Annotated in this window: 17 protein-coding genes, 1 other RNA gene and 1 pseudogene; 13 read left to right on the plus strand and 6 right to left on the minus strand. The window is 56.5% G+C overall.

Going from position 1 to position 18,485, the window contains the following annotated elements; genetic code table 11:
- Positions 1-186: 186 nt before the first annotated feature.
- On the plus strand, positions 187-1,476 hold the full coding sequence (locus ENN68_09820; protein ID HDS46353.1) for a hypothetical protein: 1,290 nt from the start codon (positions 187-189) through the stop codon (positions 1,474-1,476).
- An 89-nt stretch (positions 1,477-1,565) separates the two neighbouring features.
- Here ENN68_09820 and ENN68_09825 read toward each other — a convergent pair whose 3' ends face one another.
- On the minus strand, positions 1,566-2,951 hold the full coding sequence (locus ENN68_09825; GenBank protein HDS46354.1) for an MBL fold metallo-hydrolase: 1,386 nt from the start codon (positions 2,949-2,951) through the stop codon (positions 1,566-1,568).
- 157 nt (positions 2,952-3,108) lie between these two features.
- Between ENN68_09825 and ENN68_09830 the strand changes: the two genes are divergently transcribed.
- Complete coding sequence (locus ENN68_09830) at positions 3,109-3,999, plus strand: amidohydrolase (protein ID HDS46355.1); 891 nt, start codon at positions 3,109-3,111, stop codon at positions 3,997-3,999.
- Positions 4,000-4,066: 67 nt separating this feature from the next.
- Positions 4,067-5,136 (plus strand): annotated as a pseudogene (locus ENN68_09835) (radical SAM protein).
- A 163-nt stretch (positions 5,137-5,299) separates the two neighbouring features.
- Here ENN68_09835 and ENN68_09840 read toward each other — a convergent pair.
- Entirely contained in the window at positions 5,300-6,310 is a 1,011-nt protein-coding gene (locus ENN68_09840) for a flap endonuclease-1 (protein ID HDS46356.1), read from the minus strand.
- A 387-nt stretch (positions 6,311-6,697) separates the two neighbouring features.
- Here ENN68_09840 and ENN68_09845 point away from each other — a divergent pair, with 387 nt between their 5' ends.
- The 6 genes from ENN68_09845 to ENN68_09870 all read left to right on the plus strand — a co-directional run bounded on the left by ENN68_09845 (position 6,698) and on the right by ENN68_09870 (position 11,014).
- Entirely contained in the window at positions 6,698-7,168 is a 471-nt protein-coding gene (locus ENN68_09845) for a 50S ribosomal protein L11 (protein HDS46357.1), read from the plus strand.
- A 1-nt stretch (position 7,169) separates the two neighbouring features.
- Positions 7,170-7,793 carry a 50S ribosomal protein L1 gene (locus tag ENN68_09850; GenBank protein HDS46358.1) on the plus strand — a complete coding sequence of 208 codons (624 nt, stop codon included), beginning with the start codon at positions 7,170-7,172 and terminating at the stop codon, positions 7,791-7,793.
- 10 nt (positions 7,794-7,803) lie between these two features.
- The gene (rplJ, locus tag ENN68_09855) at positions 7,804-8,742 is read left to right on the plus strand and encodes a 50S ribosomal protein L10 (protein HDS46359.1); all 939 of its coding nucleotides are present in this window, start codon (positions 7,804-7,806) and stop codon (positions 8,740-8,742) included.
- A gap of 272 nt (positions 8,743-9,014) precedes the next feature.
- On the plus strand, positions 9,015-9,335 hold the full coding sequence (locus tag ENN68_09860) for a heavy metal-binding domain-containing protein (GenBank protein ID HDS46360.1): 321 nt from the start codon (positions 9,015-9,017) through the stop codon (positions 9,333-9,335).
- Between the two features lie 15 nt (positions 9,336-9,350).
- A complete protein-coding gene (locus ENN68_09865; protein ID HDS46361.1) occupies positions 9,351-9,830 on the plus strand; it encodes a GAF domain-containing protein in 480 nt (159 codons plus the stop codon).
- A complete protein-coding gene (locus ENN68_09870) occupies positions 9,827-11,014 on the plus strand; it encodes a histidinol-phosphate transaminase (GenBank protein ID HDS46362.1) in 1,188 nt (395 codons plus the stop codon). Before ENN68_09865 ends, ENN68_09870 begins: the two co-directional genes overlap by 4 nt.
- 50 nt (positions 11,015-11,064) lie before the next feature.
- Here ENN68_09870 and nadA read toward each other — a convergent pair whose 3' ends face one another.
- The gene (nadA, locus tag ENN68_09875) at positions 11,065-11,973 is read right to left on the minus strand and encodes a quinolinate synthase NadA (GenBank protein HDS46363.1); all 909 of its coding nucleotides are present in this window, start codon (positions 11,971-11,973) and stop codon (positions 11,065-11,067) included.
- 184 nt (positions 11,974-12,157) lie between these two features.
- On the opposite strand from nadA, the gene ENN68_09880 reads away from it, so the two are divergent.
- Positions 12,158-12,604, plus strand: a complete 447-nt coding sequence (locus ENN68_09880) for a GIY-YIG nuclease family protein (GenBank protein HDS46364.1) — start codon at positions 12,158-12,160, stop codon at positions 12,602-12,604.
- On the opposite strand, the gene ENN68_09885 is transcribed toward ENN68_09880, so the two are convergent.
- On the minus strand, positions 12,553-13,371 hold the full coding sequence (locus tag ENN68_09885) for a tRNA (adenine-N1)-methyltransferase (GenBank protein HDS46365.1): 819 nt from the start codon (positions 13,369-13,371) through the stop codon (positions 12,553-12,555). The genes ENN68_09880 and ENN68_09885 overlap by 52 nt on opposite strands.
- A gap of 162 nt (positions 13,372-13,533) precedes the next feature.
- Here ENN68_09885 and ENN68_09890 point away from each other — a divergent pair, with 162 nt between their 5' ends.
- From ENN68_09890 to rnpB, 3 genes are all read left to right on the plus strand, one after another.
- Positions 13,534-14,919: a TldD/PmbA family protein gene (locus tag ENN68_09890; protein ID HDS46366.1), complete on the plus strand. Its 1,386-nt coding sequence runs from the start codon at positions 13,534-13,536 to the stop codon at positions 14,917-14,919.
- Between the two features lie 280 nt (positions 14,920-15,199).
- Positions 15,200-16,285, plus strand: a complete 1,086-nt coding sequence (gene ftsZ / locus ENN68_09895; GenBank protein ID HDS46367.1) for a cell division protein FtsZ — start codon at positions 15,200-15,202, stop codon at positions 16,283-16,285.
- A gap of 52 nt (positions 16,286-16,337) precedes the next feature.
- Positions 16,338-16,597, plus strand: an RNA gene (gene rnpB, locus ENN68_09900) — RNase P RNA component.
- Here rnpB and ENN68_09905 read toward each other — a convergent pair.
- On the minus strand, positions 16,592-17,509 hold the full coding sequence (locus ENN68_09905; GenBank protein ID HDS46368.1) for a ribonuclease Z: 918 nt from the start codon (positions 17,507-17,509) through the stop codon (positions 16,592-16,594). The genes rnpB and ENN68_09905 overlap by 6 nt on opposite strands.
- A 99-nt stretch (positions 17,510-17,608) precedes the next feature.
- The gene (locus ENN68_09910; protein HDS46369.1) at positions 17,609-18,466 is read right to left on the minus strand and encodes a hypothetical protein; all 858 of its coding nucleotides are present in this window, start codon (positions 18,464-18,466) and stop codon (positions 17,609-17,611) included.
- Positions 18,467-18,485 lie beyond the last annotated feature (19 nt).

Here is an 18,485-nt window from a genome sequence, read left to right on the forward strand (position 1 = left end):
GTGATGAAGATCGTGGAACGGAGTGGACGTGAGTACTTCGCACAGATACCCAAGCGGGCACGACAGATGTGCTCGCTCTTCCCTGAGGCGCTACCTATGGGTTAATTTGCGGAGTTTGGGTAAGGTATTTCGTACCGGGTTGGACCCTCTTGAAAACCTTTAAGAGAGCAATCGGTAAGTACCCTTGTGAAGTGGCTCAGTCGGCTCCGTGGCAGGGAGGAAATCGCATTACCAACCACCGTGGCTTTCGAGGAGCTCGATGCATGGTTGGCGCAGGTCTCGCAATCGCTCCTCGGTGATCTCAGTGCGAACGCCGAGCAGGGGTATACAGCGATCCGTGAGAGTCGTGCCCGACTCAGGCAACGCGTCGCTGAGCTCGAGACCGCGGACTCGACAGAGCAGGTGCCGGATCGTATCGTGAAGATCGGGTTAACGAGCAGGAAGAAGATGGTCAAGCATCTCGAAGCGATAACCGAAAAGGTCACGCTACCAGCAACGAGCGATTATCACACCATTATAGCCTTTCATCGAGAGACCACCGCGGCACTCGAATTCCCGTTCGGTAAATCGCGGACCAATATCTACTGTGTCCGCTCGCTCTTCCCGAACGAGATCAAGGAGATCATCACCGAGCTGAACCATCTGCGAAGCGGTCTCGATCTGCTGATCGCGCCGTTACAGGGCAAGGAGGAGCAGCTTCTGGCGTTAGAGCGCGTGCCGGAACTCGCGGCGAGCATCGAGGACCTTCGTGCAGAGCTCGTGCGGGAACGCCAGCATCACTTACAGCAGGAAAACGAGCTCACAACGCTCAACCAGCGAATTGAGGCTGCGCGGAAGGGGCTGCAGACGCTGGAGGCAGGCGAAGAATGGCAGCAGTTCGTCGCGCTCGAGCGCGAGCGATCGGCGTTGAAAGCGGAACTGGGCGAACTCGAGTTAAACGTGCAGAAGCTCTTCGCACCGCTCTCTAAACCGCTGACGCTGCTCATGAAACAGGACGAATCGGGCAGGCTAAGGCTCGCGCAGGCAGACCGGCGCGCGATCTTGTCGCTCCTCGAGTCGCCGGGTGAGGCACTTGAGGGCGATGTCACGGGCTCACTCACCAGTATAAAGGAACTCATTGAGAGCGATCCCACGGTATTGAAGGATCGTAAGCGCGAGAATGCGCTGAGCTGGCTGGCCAAGCTGCTCGAGCTCGATCTGGTCTCGATCGTAGAGAAACGACGGAGCTTGGAATCACAGATCACAGAACTGTCGACTTCCTGTGCACATGCCACGATAAGACAGGAGAAGGAGGAGCGCGAGCGGGCGCTTTCGGCCGCACAGGAGCAACGCACACAGGCGCAGGACGAACGTGAGCGCGCGGCAAAGCGAATTGCGTCGCTCGATGCTGATCTTGCTCATCAGAAGCAGTTCTTAGGTGCCGCACTGGCTGATCTTGCGGGCAAGGAGATCAAGCTCGTGCTCGAGGTGCCCTGAATTCACGGACGCCTCACCCGTCCCGTACAAACATAAGCGCAACGAGTATATCTTCGCTTCGTTGCTGTGCTCTGGGGATGCCCGTGCACTCATGCACGCTCGTCCCGTGTCACGGGGAACTTCTTGGCATTCCACGCGCGCATACTGCCGAGCACGTCGCAGCAGAGGTTGGTATAGCCTGCGCGGAGCAGGATGCTCGCAGCCAAGCTCGCACGGTGGCCAATATTGCAGAAAACGGAGATCGGACGATCGCGCGGGACTTCATCCAACCGATTCGGAAGCTGCCCCACGTAAATATGGAGCGCGCCTTTGATATGCCCTTCTCGCCATTCGTTCTCGTCACGCACGTCGAGCACAATAAGATCCTCGTCGCTCTCAAGCCGGCTTTTCAGCTCATCCACCGTCGAGAGCGCAAGCTGTTCAACCGGAAGGCCGGCATTGTACCACTGGACGATACCACCCTTAAGATATCCCGCAATCTGATCATATCCCAGGCGAATGAGGTAGCGGACCGCGGTCTCGAGCTCGGCACGGGACTCGAGCACCAGGAGCAGCGGGGTATCGTAAGAGAAGACCCAGCCAGCAAAGGCTGGTATCCCTCCGAGCCAGATATTGTACGCGCCCTTGATATGCGCCCCGCCAAAACCCGCTGGCGTTCGGGCATCGAGCACGACCGCGCCGTGCTCCAGTTCTTTCTTGAACTCGCTGGGCGGTAAGGGTGGTGGCAGCGAGATTCTACCCAGTCGAGGTGCGCCTTCAAGATTGTACCGCTCCATCTGGCGGAAATAGGGTGGACGTTCATGGTGCTCGCGAAGCTTCTGTGCGACAAATTCCTCCTTAGTTCGCACCTGCAGCACAGGATTTTGCTTCCGCTCGATACCTAACGTGCTTTCATTTCGCTCGCTGATGTTACTGCCGCAGACCGAGCCGGCACCGTGAGCGGGGCAGAGGATGACGCTATCGCCGAGCGGGAGAAGCTTCTCAAATATGCTCGTGTAGAGCAAACCAGCCAGTCGCCGCGCTTCATCTGGCCCGTACAGATCCGTTCGACCCGCGTCACTGACAAAGAGCGCATCGCCCGTGAAGACCATGATCGGCTCAGTACCGGTCGATCGGTCGGTCAAAACGTAGGACATGCTCTCATCAGTGTGGCCCGGAGTGTGCAGTGCGGAGAGCTCCAGACGCCCGATCTGGAATACCGCGCCCTCATGCAGCCTTGTGCCGTAGCCCCAGTCCAGACCCGGACCGTGAAAGATCTCTGCACCGGTGCGCTCAGCCAGCTCAATCGACCCGACTACATAGTCCTCATTCCGATGCGTCTCGAAGATGTACCTGATACGCAGCTCCTCACGCGCTGCAAGCTCGAGATAGATCTCGCCATCCCTGCGCGGATCAACAACCGCTGCGGTAGCCTGAGAGCCAATAAAGTACGAGTTATGCGCCAAGCCCGGCGATGTAATTCGGTTAAAGATCACACTCCTTCCCTCCTACCGATCATAGGAACACATCATATATAAAAAGTGCGAGACGCAAGCAGTGCAGGCGATCGTTTATGCTTCACTCTTTTAATCGCAGAAAATATCACTGTCAGTCAGGAGACGAGAAAATAGTACATGAGCGGTCAAACAGGGGATGTTACTACGACGCTACTCACCCGCAATGATCATTGATGCGCGTGTGCGGCCGCCGTACAAGAGTTTGCAGCAGGTGCTGGCATCCGCGCCGGGAGCGCGGCCATCGGTCAAGCGCAGCCCACTTGTTAGCGGCTACGAACGGCCAGCGTCGATGGCCCAGAAATCGCTCGAACTCTTCATCGCAGAGATGGATGCGGCTGGCATTACTCGTGGTGTGCTGGTAGGCCGCCAGGCAGGGCACCGTAAGGCTTCAAACGATGATATCGCAGAACTCCGTGACCGGTACCCAGATCGATTCCCCGTGGCGCTCGCCGGTATTAACGGAACAGACGTGAATGCGGCGGTCGCAGAGATCGAGCGGACCATCACGGACCTGAAGTTTGCGGGCGTTGCGATCGATCCCGGATGGTGGGCGCCACCATGCTACGTGGACGATAAACGGATTTATCCGATTTATGCGCTGTGTGCAGAGCTTGGCGGCGTGCTGTATCTAACCTGCAGCTTGATGCAGGGCCCGGATATTTCATACGCAGAGCCCTATCGCATCCAGCGGGTCGCGACTGACTTCCCAACGCTCAAGATTGTGGTGGTGCATGGCGCGTTCCCCTTTGTCCGCGAGATGATCGGGGTGATGATCGCGAATGCGTCGCTGGGTAACCTGTGGGTGCTGCCCGACTTCTTCCAGTTCATTCCCGGGTTCCCAGGTGGACAGGAGTGGGTGGACGCCGCGAACCATTATTTGAGCGATCGAGTACTCTATGGCTCTTCGTATCCCGTGAGGCCATTGCAGCAGAGCCTGGTAGAGTTTAGGAGATTCTCGTACAGGCCTGAGGTGCTGGAGCGATTGCTCTGGAAGAATGCGGCAGAGCTGTTAGGGATAAGGGATTAATGAGGGGCTTATCGCAGTTACTAACTCAGTTGAAGGGGCTTGAAAAAACGGTGGTGATGTGAGCTACATGGACAAATTGAGCGCCACGCTCAAAGCGGAACTGGTGGCCATTGGAACGGTTACTGTGGACGAGTCTGTGCTCTCAGGCATCTCTGTATCCACAGCGGGGCCCGGTACGGGGCTCAAATCGATCTTCTTCCGATTCAACGGGCATCGCGTACGGTTGGAGCTCGCAAAGGACTCGCCGCTCACGATGGTCAAGGCGAACGGCGCGGTGATCATCATGAAGGCCGGCAGGGAGCTGGTGCGCGGCGAACTCGAGCAGATCCTCGCGCATTGCCCCGAGCAGGCGTATATCACGCTGAGCGAGCGCTGCGTTTATGATTGTAAATTCTGCACCGTGCCCCTCCTGCAGGGTGGAGTCAAGAGCATTGATGAGGTCCTTGGAACGGTTGAGCGTGCAGCGAAGACGGGCAAGCTGAGGGCGATCGCACTCACCACGGGTGTTGCGCACTCACCCGAGGATGAGATCGACCGCGTGATTGAAGTAGTGAAAGCGTTGAAGCGGTTCAACCTGCCCATCCCGAGTTCGGTATGATTATCGGCTTGGTTTTTGACGAAGTAGTGAAAGCGTTGAAGCGGTTCAACCTGCCCATCGGCGTCTCGGTCCATCCCACTAACGATTCATCACAGCGGCTTAAGGACGCGGGCGTTACGGAGGTTAAGTATAACGTAGAGACAATGGACCGCAGGATCTTTGAACGAGTCTGCAGTGGACGGAAAGGATTCTCACTCGACTTCATTCTTGACTCATTGCGGGATGCTGTACGGGTCTTTGGGAAGAATCACGTCTCCACGAACATCATCATCGGGCTCGGAGAAACGGACGACTGCGTGCGAACGGGTGTGGAGCATCTGGCGAAGATGGGCGTCATTCCTATTCTCCGACCGATCACGATCCCGCAGCTCCGTAAAGACGAATTAAAAGAGGCTATTAGACCCAGTGGAGAACGGCTGCTGAAGCTCGGCATAATGACCCGCGAGATGGTGGAAAAGTACGGGCTTAACGTTGAGGAGGCGCAGACGATGTGTCTCCCGTGCACCGGCTGCGACCTCACCCCTGTTCGCGATGTCTGAGTGACGCTCGTTCTTAGAGTCTGTAACTATGCTCGTGGATCCAGGCTCTCCGTTCTTCACCGTTTACTTCCACCTGACTCGTTTCGCCGTTCGCCCGAACGTCATTCAACGGCTGTTAACCGTCACGTTCCCTGGCTTGCTCTCATCGACGGTGCGCAGAGGCTTACAGCCACTGCTCGATGCTCCGCTGCGTCTTTTGCGGTGGTTTCGGCCTGGTCTGCACCGCGAGCTTCTCGAGCGCCTTACGCACCCGCTCTTCGGAGAAGTCGTGCGCCTCACAGAGGAATTCAATTACCTTCGCCACGTTTACCGTGCCCCACGCAAGCTCGTATGACTCGTTCACCACGGGCCGCAGGAATATCTCACGTACGCGCTCGTAGCCTTTTAATCCTTCAGGCTCTGCGAGCGCACCGGCTTCCAGTATCTGCTCGATAGTGTGATGCTCTCTGATGAGTTTGAGTGCGCGTTTCGCACCAATGCCCTTCACGCCCGGGTTGAAATCGGTACCGATGAGGATGGCGATGTCCACCAGCTGCTCCAGCGTTATCCCGTGCTCGGTTACGAGTTCATGTAACGAGATAAGCTCAAGCTTCGCGTCGCGCCGCGGCGCGGTGAGGTTCCGGATAATCATCGGCGCGCCGAAGAGCAGGCAGTCGAAGTCCTGCGAGGAGACAAGTTCGGCATCGCCTTTATGGGCCATATAAGCTGCCTGCGCCTCCCCTTCCGTCGGCGCCTGCACACAGGGGATACCCAGATACCCCAGAAGGATGTGCGCATCCGCGACAATCTCGTCGCTGAGTCGGGTCGCTGCTTTAGCGTACTTCAGCGCCTCTTCAGGCGCCACCACCTTCGCCACTTCCCATTTCTGACGCGCTTCTCTGCGCCGCTCCGACCGCGCCTTGATCACCTCGGTCTTCAGCTCCGAAGGTTGACCGTCGAAGACGAAGATCGGCTTTATGTGCTGCTCCAATAATCGGGACGTTCGGTAGATCAGGCCGGAGAGGTGCGAGGTGACACGACCCTGAGCATCCTGGAGCGGCGTGCCGTCCGGCTGGCGGATGATGCTCAGGAACTGGTAGAGCGTATTATAAGCGTCGATCGCAACGATCTTGCCGGCGATTGCTTCTAAATTCGTTGCACGGGGCGATACAAGGTCGCCGATATTGACTCCCATGGTTCGTGTGGGTGCCTGGGGTAGGTGTGATCAATCGTACTAACAACCCCACGCTATCTGTAAGGAGGGTGCAGAGGTTTAAAAAATCGCCTGGCCTGAATTTCGCTTGGCCTTTATGCAGAAGTCTCTTTTTTCCTGGATCCTGTAGTTTTTAGGATTCGGGGACTGCTTTTTATGTTCCTAACACATACCTTCAGGGGTAAAGAAATAAAATAACGTAAGGTCTACTATCAAGAAAGAGGCTCAGGCGCGTCGCCTCGCATCGCATCGCAACGCAACGAACCGTTTCTCGGCTCATCGCGTTCGTGGCTGCGTGCGAATGCCGCCTGCCAGTCACTCAGACTGACCTGATACTCACTACTGATCGAGGAGAAGAGAATCGAGAAGATGGACGTTGTTGAAGTTCTGATAGAGGGGGGAAAAGCGAACCCGGGTCCACCCTTAGGGCCCGCGCTGGGACCCTTCGGGGTCAATATCAAGCAGATCGTTGCCCAGGTTAACGAGAAGACGAAGGCCTATGAGGGCATGACCGTTCCCGTAAAGATTACGATCGCGGGCGATACCGTGGATATCTCGGTGGGTGTGCCGCCGACTGCTGCGCTGATCAAGAAGGAGATCGGGCTCGAGAAGGCGAAGACCGATTCGACCACCGAGTATACCGGTGAGATCTCGCTCGAGCAACTGAAGAAGGTAGCGGCGATGAAGCGCGAAGGGATCCTGGCCGCGTCTATGAAAGCCGCGATGAAGGAGCTGATTGGCACCTGCGTCTCCCTGCGCTTGAAGGTCGAAGGCAAGAGCCCGAAAGAGATCCAGCGCGAGATCGACGATGGCGTGTATGACGGGGTGATAAGCGAATAAGATGGAAGCAGAAGAGCTGGTGAGCGCGGTGGAGGGAGTGTTAGGCACGAAGGAGCGCGGATTTGTCGAGAGTATTGACCTCTGTATCAATTTGAAGAATGTTGATTTGAAGCAGCCGAAGAACCGGATCACGGTCGACGTGGTCTTACCGAAGCAGATCAAGAAGCCGAAGATCGCGGTCTTCGCTACCGGTGAGGCCGCAATGAAGTCCAAAGCAGCTGGCGCGGACGTCATCGATGCAGAAGAGCTGAAGAAGATGGATAAGAAGACCGCACGGGCGCTGGCTCAGAAATATGATTACTTCGTGGCAGACACAGCGCTCATGGCTCTGGTTGGTAAGAGCCTGGGCACGATCCTGGGCCCGCGGGGTAAGATGCCTCAGCCGCTCCCGCCTGCCGTTGATCCCGCACCGATCCTTGAGCGGCTGGCGAAGATCGCACGGATTAAGTCGAAGACCACCACGATCTGGGTGAATGTGGGCCGTCGCGACATGGCTGCGCGCGACATCGCGGAGAACGCGGCCGCGGTGCTTAAAGCGGTGGAAACCCGGCTGGAGCGCGGCTGGCAGAATATCGGGTCTGTCTACTTGAAGACGACCATGGGGCCGGCGGTAAAGGTAATGTGAGGTACCGAGCATGGTAAAGAAGAAAGTCAAACGAGCGTTACAATGGCGTAAGGATGAGGTAGCGAAGCTCAAAGGCCTGATCGCTGACTATCCCACAGTCGGTATGGCGAAATTCCGCGGGCTGGGCTCCTACCAGCTACAGCGTATCCGTAAGGATTTCAGGGACAAAGCGGAGATCCGCGTCTCGAAGAATAGCATGCTTAATCTCTCCTTCACCGAGTGCGGCATGGAGAAGATGTCTGAGTTCATTGACGATCAGATGGCCCTGATCTTTACCAATTACGATCCCTTCCAGTTGTATACGGTGCTCGAGGAGGGCAAGATCCCGGCACCCATCAAGGCCGGCGCGACCGCGCCATTCGATATTGTGGTGGAGGCTGGTCCAACTTCGCTGCGGCCTGGCCCGATCGTTGGCGAGCTGCAGAGCAAGGGTATTCCGGCGGGTATCGAGAGCGGCAAGGTCGTGATCAAGCAGCGTAAGGTCGCGGTGAAGGCGGGCGATGCGGTCCCAGCACCGATGGCAGATCTACTGGCAAAGCTGGAGATCTACCCGGTCACGGAGGGTCTGGATCTGCTCGCAGTCTTCGATCGCGATGGTCGCGTGCTCTTCACACCCGAGGTGCTTCATATCGACGTTGATAAGTACCGTGCAGACCTGCAGGAGTGTGCCAAAACAGCATTCTCGCTCGCAACGCACCTGAAGTACTGCTATCCCACGCGGTTTACCATCATCGACCTGCTCCACGAGGCGAGTGATAAGGCACGCAACACGGCCCTTACCATCGCCTACCCGACACCGGAGACGATCAAGCCGCTGCTGCAGAAAGCATATTTCCAGGCACGAAATCTCGCGCTCAATGCCGAAGTGTATACGAAAGAGACGATGCCTGATCTCCTGGCTAAGGCCGGCGGGGACGCGCGGAAGCTGAAGACCGTCGTAGGAGTTTAGAGCGTACTACAACGTCATCACCGCAGCGGGTGCATCATACTTGATCGAAACGCGACGCTATACTTCGAGCAATGAAGAGCCAGGTGATTACGAGCATCATCTTCATCGGTATCGGCCTCATTCTGCTCAGTGGCTACCCCATCACGCTAATTTACTCGATCCCGCTCATCCTTATCGGCCTCGCGCTCTACCTCTTTAGAGGGCGCGAATCGATAATAGAGCACTCTCTGGAGGAGTATAAAAAGTGAGAAGGAGGTGAAAAGGAGGAGAGGATGATCATCACAACGACGGACTCTGTCCCGGGTTACAGCTACGAGATCCTCGGGGTCGCGTTCGGAAACACCGTACGGGCAAAGCACATCGGAAAAGACATCGCCGCTGGCCTGAAGACGATCGTGGGCGGCGAGTTGCAGGAATACACCGAGATGCTGTCTGATGCACGCCAGGAGGCGCTGAACCGACTGATCAACGATGCACAGCGGCTCGGTGCCGATGCTCTACTTAACGTCCGGTTCACGACCTCGCAGACGATGGCTGGAGCTGCAGAGCTGCTGGCTTATGGCACGGCGGTTCGGTTGATCAAATCGAATTAACGCAGGGCGAAGACGGTGGTGCGCAGTTCGAACCAGGCGTTCCTTCAGCTCATTACGCAGCTGAAACAGCTCATCGCTGCGGCCGGTGCGCAGGACGAGAAGCTGGCAGTACTTTGTGCGCGCCTCAAGGACTCGGTACCCTACTATAACTGGGTCGGCGTCTACCGCCTTGATGAGCAGACCAAGAGCGACCTCATTCTAGGACCGTTCGCGGGTGTACCGACCGAGCACATTCGAATACCGTTTGGCAGGGGCATCTGCGGGCAGACAGCGGTACGGCAGCAAACGATGATCGTCCAGGACGTCAGCAAAGCGCAGAACTATCGCTCGTGTAACCCGCTCGTGAAGGCCGAGATCGTCGTGCCCATCTGTTTCTCCGGAGCGCTACTGGGCGTTCTTGATATAGACTCACATGAACGTGCGCCCTTCACGGATGCTGATCGTGCCTTTTTAGAGCATGTCGCTGCGCTTATTGCGCCGCTTTTAGGCGGATGACGGCGCGGTCTTTTTATCCGGTCCACCCACTTACTAATTTAAACTGCGCTTCTCTACACTATACTGGATGCCACATGACCGTCAGAATGCCAGTACCGGTTCGTGAAGCCATCGCGGAGATAGCGGAATACCAGCCCGGGAAACTGATCAAAGGTGCGATCAAGCTGAGCTCGAACGAGAATCCGCTGGGTGCGAGCCCTGAAGCGGTCCGCGCTGTTCTCACAGCGCTCGCATCCGGTGAGCTGGATCTGAGCATCTACCCCTGGGAGCGCAACGAAGAAGCGTTGAGAGCTGCAATTGCCCGCTATGCGGCGGTAACTAGCGAGAACGTTGTGATCGGAGCGGGCATCGACGGCGTTCTGGACACGCTCGTTAAGATCTTTCTGGGAAGCGGCGACGACGCGATTATCCCGGTACCCACGTTCTCGCTCTACGAGTCACTGGTGAAGATCGCCGCTGCGACGCCTCGGTACCTACCGCGAAATGTCGCTGCGAACTTTGCTATTTCTCCTGATGACCTGATAGCTGCCAGTACCCGTAAAACGCGCATGCTCTTTCTCGCTTCGCCGAACAACCCGACCGGGAACTGCTTTGCGGCGGATGACGTGCGTGCCCTCGCGGAATCAGTCCCGAGGGCCATGGTGGTGCTAGACGAAGCATACGCGGAGTTCGCCGATTCATCGCTGGTCATGCTTCCGAGCGAGTACGAGAACGTGCTGGTCTTACGCACCTTCTCGAAGGCCTTCGGGCTCGCCGGGCTGCGCGTTGGCTACGCCGTACTACCCGAATGGGTGGTGAGCAGGTACAGAAAAGTCTCGCTCCCCTTCACGGTGAATGACGTTGCCCTTATCGCCGCGCGCGCCGCGCTACAGGATACCGAGCACCTGCGAAGGAGTGTTGAACTGGTAAGGTTCGGACGCCAGTATCTCAGAGCCGGGCTTCAGGGCCTCTTCACGATCTATCCGTCCGAGGCGAACTTCGTGCTCGTGGACGTCGCTCCCAGAACGTCTTCTGAGGTCTGTACTGAGCTGGAAGAGAAGGGGATCACCGTGCGCGACTGTCGATCCTTCCGGGGTTCCGGCGATTCGCTCATCCGCATCAGCGTAGGCACGCAGGAGCAGAACGAGAAGCTCATTGCGGTCTTGAAAGCACTAACTAAAACGGTAGGTGTATACGAGCGCTAGGTTCGCAACCTTTCTGAAAACAAGTTACATGCTGACCGCTGTTTGGCCGCCTAGGGAGATAATGCGAGCATCCGTTCTATCGGCCACCGCGCACGCTCCATGATCGCGGGTGGAAGGTCAATCCGCGGCTTTTCCTGCTCCAGTGACGTAAGAATCTTCGGTAAGGTGATCATCTTCATCTGGGGGCAGACGGCATTCGTGGAAATGGGGTAATACGCTTTTCCCGGCACTTCCTTCTTCAAGCGGTGCAGAACCCCGATCTCCGTGCCGATCAGGAGTTCTTTATTCGCAATTTCCCGTGCAACCTGCACCATCCCACTGGTTGAGGCGACGTAATCCGCTCGTTCCTGGATCTCCGGAATGACCTCCGGGTGCACGATGATAGCTGCAGAGGGGTGCGCCTTCTTCGCGGCCTCCAGCTCTTCGAGCGAGATCAGATGATGCGACGGACAATTCCCGTACTCGGGCACGATGAGAAGCTTCTTGGTGCTGCCCTTCTGCGCATAATAGCCCAGATTATGGTCTGGCCCGAAGATGATCACATCAGAATCCATTGCACGAACAATTGCCGGAGCGTTCGCTGAGGTGCAGATACAGTCCGCAAGTGTCTTGCTCTCAGCACGCGTATTGACGTAGAGGACTGTCTCGGCTTCCGGGTGCACGCGCTGCACCGACCGAAGCTCCTCGCTCAGTAATTGTTGAGCCATCGGGCAGATCGAGCAGAGGTCAGGCAGAATCACGGCCTTCTCCGGATTCAAGATCGCCGCGGTCTCTGCCATGAAATCAACACCGCAAAAGATGATCATGTCAGCATCCGTCGCTGTCGCACGTCGCGCGAGCTCTAAGGAGTCACCAACGAAGTCCGCAATATCCTGCACCGCGGGAATCTGGTAGTTATGCGCCAGAATGATCGCATTCCTCTCCCGCTTCAACGCCGCTATTCGCTCTTCGATCTGCATTCTTTCCTTACTTCCCCTTTTCTTATTTTAGCCATTAAATACTTCATTCACGGGCTCGGTCTATCCGTTCATACGGGTTTAGAACCACGAAGTCCTGCGAGCGCGCCACGCATTTTTATCAGCCGTGATGCTCAACGGTTTTACAGCGTATGTGCTTGCTTGAAAGCTCGAAGGGCCGGGGAACATGAACGGCACTTATGTGCTCATCATCGAGGCCGTTCGGGATACCGAGTTGGAAGTAGGACACCGAGGGCTTCTTACCTTCTCTAAGGGCTATTATGCCTATGTCGGTTCCGCGCTTTCGGGATTGGAGTCACGAATCCGGAGGCATCTCCGCAAACCGGGCGATACAAAACGGCTGCACTGGCACATCGATTTTCTCCTCGCGGATCCTGCGGTTCGCGTGACGGAAGTGGTCTGTTCAGAATCGGAGGAGCGCGGAGAATGCGAGATCGCCGCATACCTGGGCGCACACCTGAATTCCGTCGCGCATTTTGGGTGTTCCGACTGTTCGTGCTTCAGTCACCTCTTCTTCTCAGCCAGCTACGCTGAGCTGCAGCGGCAGGTTTACCGGGGTTTTCACGCCGGTGGCGCGACCACCTTCCGCGCAATGAAGATAAAGCCGGTGTGAGCGACCATGCGATTCTCGGGCCGCATACTCCGTCCTTTAACCTCCCAGCCGCGCAGTGCCACTTCGTAAATGCCCATGACGGTGAATCGCGCAGCAAACTGTACCTCAAGCCGTTTTGAGAGCTTGAAGATCTGCAGCACGGTCGGATTATAGCAGAGCAGAAGGCCACCGTTTCTGAGCGCAGCATCAACGTGTTTCAGCGCCCTCCAGGGCTCTTGAAGGTCCAGAAGCACTCGGTCTATATCGCGATCCTCAATCCCTTCGTACACGTCCTTCTCCCGGACGATCAGCTCGCCCGAGCCCTCTGTTCCCGCACTCGCAACCGCACTGAAGAACGTTTCGATGTTGCTGCGGGCGACTGCCAGAAAGTCCGGTCGCCGTTCGTAGGATATGACGGTCCCGTAAGGCCCTACGGCACGGAGCAGCGCCATCGTCAGCGCGCCCGAGCCGATGCCAGCTTCCAGTACCCGAGCACCCGGGAAGATATCGGCGAACATGAGAATAGCTGCAATATCCTTGGGGTAAATGATCTGCGAGCCTTTCCGCATCTTGGCGATATACTCTTCCAGGGTCGGTCGAATGACAAGAAGCCGCTCACCATGGTCGGAGCTAACCATGCTCCCGTCATCCAGGCCGATGAGCTCGTCGAGCGCCAGCGAACCGCGCCGGAACGTGAAGGTGCTTCCAGCTTTCACGAGTATCTGATATCTCCGTCCTCTTCTATCAAGAAGGTGCACCAGCTCGCCGTCGGTTATCGGAACAACCATGCTCTTTAATAATCCGCTTTTCACTAATACAATACAATACAATACAATACAAAGAGGAACACGCAAATAACTTCGCGAACGATCCTCACACGAACGCTCTGTGCACCCACCGCTTTACTGCGGTGATCTGCTATGAGAGAAACCCCAAGTGGGTGAAATAAGATGCTTGATCTCCTGCGTACCGCACTGGAATTTGCCGCGCCACGCTGCGACCAGGTCGAACTGTACGGCGAACGGGGTACTGTGCTCAGCATTGAGCTTGAGCGCGATGCGGTGAAAACGGGCCGGTACGTAAAGAGCAGTGGGATCGGCGTTCGCGTCGTTATAGCATATAAAATCGGATTCGCGCACACCACAGCGGTCGAGCCGTCGGCCCTGGAGGACTGCGTGATACATGCTATCAAGCACGCGCGCGTATCCGAATACGACGAGCATTTCCGGAGCTTGCCCTCACTGCAGACGGGAGCGCTCACTCGCGGTTACTGCAGACCAGAAAAAACGTGCGATCGCACCATCATTGAGCTGCTCAGTACAGAAAGCGGGAGCGAAGCAGCGATGAGCCACTGTAAAGAGATGCTCGCGGGAATGAGCGCGTATGAGCTGAAACAGGGCATTGAGTGCGAACCTACGGAGGGGAGCTTCGCAGCAGGGCACGATGAGATCTTCATTATGAACTCAGAAGGGGTCGAGATTCAGGATTCGGGCACATACGTTTCGGCGGGTATGTCAGTCGTCGCACGTGACGGGCTGGGCGAAGAGACCTCAGGCTACGAGAGCAAAGTGAGCAGACTGCTCAACGAGGTTGATTTTGGCGTGATAGGTACGGAGGCGGTGCGACTCGCAGCTGAGAGCCTTGGTGGCAAGACCATCCAAACGAAGAAGCTGCCGGTGGTCTTCTCACCGCACGCGGTGCAGAGCATCTTCGCTTACACCCTCATCCCCCAGCTGAGCGCGGAACTGGTGCAGCGAAAACAGTCGCCCTACCACGGGAGAAAAGGCGAAACGATTGCGTCTGAGATTCTCTCGATTGCTGACGACGGCACGATGCCGCTTGGTGTGAATACACGGAAGATGGACGGTGAAGGTGTCCCTACGCAGGTAACAACCCTCGTTGCGAACGGTGTGCTCACCAATTTCTTCTATGATACCTATACCGGCGCAAAAGATCAGGTCGAAAGTACAGGAAACGCTCTGCGTGGCTTCAGCAGTTTGCCGGTACCGGGCCCGACGAACTTCATCCTGAAAGCAGCGGAAGGTGATGCGACCGTAAGGAGGGACGAACTCCTGGGCGATGCAACGGAGGGGCTCTTTGTGCATGACGTGATCGGTGCGCATACCGCTTCTCGCGCATCCGGCGATTTCTCCGTCGTGGCTCAGAATGCCGTTGCAGTTACCCAAGGCGCTTCATTTCCTGTTAAACATGCCATGATCGCCGGTAATTCGCAGGAGCTTTTGAAACACGTCGAGCTGCTCGGTGACGATACACAACAGATCTATACGGTCGTCTCTCCCTCGTTGCTCATATCCGCGGTACAGGTGATCGGATAGCGTGCTTCTTCTTCTTACCCGACTCCTTTTCCATCCCCGCGTCCCCGCACTGAGGGGCCGGACCGGTATTTCCTATGGAAGCTGAAGTCTCGATCTGAGGGTGTTCGGTGAGCGCAGATGAAACCGATTTTACCGCTTATTTTAGCTTTTTAACGGCTCACATGCATTATACCGTAATGCTGCGCGAGCCCCTTTCCATCCGATAACTTTATATAACCCCTCATTCCAATATAGGACCGAGAACATGTGGGGCGATAGGCTTAAAGAAAAAGAGGAGAAGATGGGGGAAATGCTGGGCTACACGAAAGAGACAGAAAATAAGCCAGTTGATGAGGACGACGATTTGTTTGGTATTCCGCAATTAGCGATCGTTGGAGTCGGCGGTGCGGGGAACAACTCGATGAATCGTTTGGAATATCTGGGTGGCTTGGAAGGAGTGAGCAGGATTGCTATTAACACCGACAAGCTGCATCTGGATTCCATTAAGTGTGAGAAGAAGTTCCTGATCGGAAAATCGCTTACGCACGGATTGGGTTCGGGCGGTTCACCGGAGATGGGTCGTAAGGCGGCGGAACTGAACAAGGAAGAGATCCGACGGCTCGTGACGGGCAAGAACTTTGTCTTCCTCACCGCAGGTATGGGCGGCGGTACCGGTACGGGCGCAGCGCCAGTGGTTGCCGATATTGCGAGGGAAGAGGGTGCGATTGTCGTGGCGATGGTCTCCTATCCGTTTGAAGCTGAGCGGATCAGGCGGAAAAAAGCGGCAGAGGGCATCGAGCGCTTGCGAGAAACCACCGATACGGTGATTGTGCTGGAGAATGATAAGCTGATCAAATATGCGGGCAATCTACCGGTAAATGACGCGTTCAGGACAATGGACATGCTGATCGCGGAAACCATTCAGGGGATAACGGAGACGATAACGCAGCCGTCATTGGTGAATCTCGACTTTGCAGACCTGAAGGCGGTAATGTCGGAAGGTGGTGTCGCCGTTATGCTTGTCGGCGAGACGTCAAAAGCAGACCACAAACCGGAAGCAGTCGTCGAGGACGCGCTCTGTCACCCATTGCTGGAGGCGGATTATCGAGGTGCAACGGGCTCGCTAATTCACGTGACTGGTGGCTCTGACCTCACGATGAAAGAGACCAACGACATCGTTGAACTGCTCACCTATGAGCTGGATCAGAACGCGAACGTGATCTGGGGCGCGCGCGTCAATGAGGATTTCAACGGCATGGCGAAAGTGGTCGCGATTATGACCGGTGTGGAGCCGAGATGGACGTTCGGCGGCGTCTATGAAGAGCGCAAAGCTAGTGTGAGCAGCCCCAGTGGCTTGAGTGCACTCATACCCGTCTATCATCGCTGACCAACCCAACGGGCGATATACTATATCCTCGCAGCACCAACTATAAACCAGGGAGAGAGGAAGAGCAGCTGCCGGTCCTCGATGCTCGAGGGCTGAGGAAAGTCCCCCCACCGTAGGAGCGAACGCTGAGAGGGCGTAAGGCGAGAGTCTTGGCTCTGGTATAGAAACGGGACCGAACCATACCCACGTGATGATTCCGTAAGGATGAAGTCGTATGGTCACGGATGGAACGACCAGCCTCGCGGGTGCAAGCCTGAAGAAGGCGCTGAGATAAATGCTGCTGAAACAGAAGGGGGCTTACTCTCCTCACTCCCGGTACCCGATCTCAATCGTCATGAGGTCGCTCGCCACGTCGCTGTTCTGAAAAACGTGCTGCGCTTCTGCTTTCAGCTTGCGCGCACCCTCGAGATCAGAATACCGGGCGCTGAGATGTGTGAGCATAAGCTTCACCACGCCTGCCGTCTTGGCAACCGTAGCAGCCTCCAAGGCGGTTGAATGCATGTACTCGATCGCAAACTCCTTCGTCTCGTCCGCAAGGGTACCGTCATGGATCAGCAGATCAGCGTCCTTGCTCGCCTCGGCCACGCTCGCGCACGGCCGTGTATCACCGGTATAAACGATCTTGCGGCCCGGTCGCGGCGGGCCCAGGACCTGCTCGGGCCTGATTTCGCGCCCGTCAACGGTAATTGCATGCCCGGACTGCAGTCGCGCGAATAGCGGGCCGGGTTTAATCCCCAGCTCGATCGCTCGTTCACGGTTGAATCGCCCGGGACGCTTATCCTCTTCGAGCACATAGCCGATGCTCGTGACGTTATGCTCGGTCTTCATCGTTCGTATCTCATAGCCCGCTCTTCGGACCACGTCGCCCGCGCCCAGCTCGATCGCTTTTATCTCGAAGCTCCGGCCCGCGTAACCCAACGCGAGGAGATGGTAGAGGAATTTATCCACATAGCGCGGCCCGTAAATCTCCAGCGGCTCTTCGCGCCCCTGCATTGCCATCGTTTGTATCAGCCCGGGAATACCGAGCACGTGGTCAGCATGGAAGTGCGTGAGGAAGATCGCGGCGATCTTCATGCCGGTCTTCGCACGCATCATCTGCTGCTGCGCGCCCTCGCCGCAATCAAAGAGCAGCAACTCGCCTTCTCGATTCACGGCGATTGCCGACGGCGTTCTGTTCGGCGTGGGCATTGAGCCTCCGGTTCCCAAGAAGGTGATGCGCAACATAGATAGAGCCTGAGCGTAAGAGCTATCAAGAAGTACAAATCGAAAGATTAAAAAACTCGATTCATCGCAGATTTTCTCGAATGGCAGTAAAACAGGCGGTTAAACGACTGCAACGCCGAATTCCGCACCTGTCATGGTCAGTTCCTGTTTCAGCGCACGGAGAAAAACGCCGTACAGCTCGATACCCCTGCTGACTCGTTCGAGTAAACTCGCCGTCGGAACTTCGAGCTCACGCTCCATCTCCGTCTGGCTGGCAGCACCAAACTGCTGCATATGAGCCCAATTCGCTATGAGATACGTGACCAGAGCGGCGGATGCGAAATGCACCGGCACGACGGGATGCTGTCCCAGGAGCTCAATGATCAACTGCCGCTCTTGTTCCACCTCGTCTTCTGATATGCCGGAGCGTTTGATCGCTTTCATACGTGCTTCTTCATGGATGACGCCCCGCATGTCCGGACTGAGGTTCTGGAGGTTATATTCCGCCATTTCGGTATAGATCTCGCCCTGGGCAAGCTCGTGCTCGAGCACGTAGCGCAGCATGGGCTCAGTCGCCGCGGTAAGAAACGTCTCGTTCAGTGCGATGACCGAGACCCAGGCGCCATGTATGAAGAAACGGCGGAACATCGCTGTCCCCAGATCCAGAGATGCCTCCGCGGGCGTTATTAATGACGGCGCGAAGATGAAGGCCCCCAGTTTCACGATGATGATCTTTGTGAGCCGCTCGGTACCGGCGAGCTTTTCGATCGCGCGCTCTTCCTCTTCGGATAGCGACTTGTAGAGCGAGACCGGGCGTTCGCGGTACGTTTCGTAGCGGTGGATGAGATACTGAATTCGATACGAATCGAGTCGTTTAAAGATCTCTGCGAGATTTTTCGCATTCGCTCGCAGCCATGCAACGTACCGGGCATCTCCAGTGCTTCGCTGCTCGTCCGTTTGCTTTTCCGCGGCAGTCATGAGTGTAGGTATACGGTAA

Source organism: Methanomicrobia archaeon, from assembly GCA_011049045.1.
Lineage (GTDB): Archaea > Halobacteriota > Syntropharchaeia > Alkanophagales > Methanospirareceae > JACGMN01.